At 69.7% G+C, this 1,440-nt stretch carries 1 pseudogene; it reads left to right on the top strand.

What is annotated here, in order from left to right:
- Window positions 1-14: 14 nt before the first annotated feature.
- Window positions 15-1,440: pseudogene (locus ACIQVZ_RS42470) on the top strand (laminin G); the annotation flags it as partial.

Raw genomic sequence — 1,440 nt, 5'->3', positions numbered from 1 at the left:
GCGCCACCGACAAGGTGGCGAGCAGTGCCGACATTGCCGCGCACGCGCGGAAGTTCAGCTACGACCCGGCTGGACAGCTGGTCCAGCAGGTCGAGCCGGTCGCCGCCGGGCAGACGATCACCACGACCAACGGCTACGACACCGGCGGGCGCAAGACCCGCTGGACCAACGGCAAGAACACCCCGGTCTACTACACCTACAACTCCCTCGGGCTTCCCGAATCGACCGTCGAGCCGCCGACCACGGCCCACCCGACGGCAGTCGAAGGCCTGTTCACCACCAGCTACGACGCCGCCGGCCGGGCCGTCACCCTCACAGAACCGGGCGGGGTGGTGCGCCGCCGCACCTACGACGGCATGGGCAACCTGACCCAGGAGACCGCCACGGGCGCCGAGGTGGCAACGCCGAACCGGACCCTCGGCTACGATGCGGCCGGGCGCCTCATATCCGTCGGCACCCCGAGTACCACCCCCGATACCTACACCTACAACGACCGGAACCAGCTGCTCACCTCCGCCGGTCCCGGCGGCGCCAGCAGTTACAGCTACAACAGCGACAGCCGGATGACCGCCCGCAAGGACGCGGCGGGCACCACCTCCTTCGGCTACAACGCGGCTGGCCAACTCGCCAGCACGGCCGACCCGTTGACCGGCACCACGGTTGGCTACGACTACGATGCGGCCGGTCGCCTCGCCACCGAGCGCTACGGCACCGGCGGCGGTAGCCGCAGCTACGGCTACGACAACCTCGGCCGCCTGCGCGACGACACCGTGAAGAACCCGAGCGGTGCCACCGTCGCCTCCATCGGCTACGGCTACGACCTCAACAGCCGGATGACCAGCAAGACCACCACCGGCACCGCCGGGGCCACCACCGGCCAGTACGGCTACGACCTGGCCGGGAGGCTCACCTCCTGGAACAGCGGTACCAGCGCCGCTTCGTACACCTGGGACGCGGCAGGTAACCGGACGTCGGCCGGCGGCGCTACGTCGACGTTCGACGAACGCAACGAGCTGCTCAACGACGGCACCACCATGTACACCTACTCGGCGCGCGGCACCCTCACCGGCAGCGCTGCCCAAGGCTCCCAGCCCAAGGATGTCCAGTTCGACGGCTTCGACCGGATGGCCAAGGAGGGGCCGTCCACCTACACCTATGACTCGACCGACCGCGTCGCCCAGAGCGGGAACACCGCCTTCACCTACGACGGCGGCTCCAACAACCTGGTCACGGACGGCACCGCCAGTTACACCCGAACCCCCGCCGGTAGGCTCCTCGGCACGGCGGCAGCCGCAACGCCCAACCCACGCCTGGTGATCAGCGACCAGCACACCGATGTGGTCGCCACCATCGACCCGGCCGCGAAGGGCGTCACCGGCTCCACCGCCTACGACCCCTTCGGTAAGCCCACGGCGAGCGCCGGGGCCACCAACTCGCTCG

The sequence above is a fragment of the Kitasatospora sp. NPDC098663 genome (assembly GCF_044760075.1).
Taxonomy (GTDB): Bacteria; Actinomycetota; Actinomycetes; order Streptomycetales; family Streptomycetaceae; genus Kitasatospora.
The sequence above is the reverse complement of the archived record's forward strand: the minus strand, read 5'-3'. Positions and strand labels throughout refer to the sequence as shown.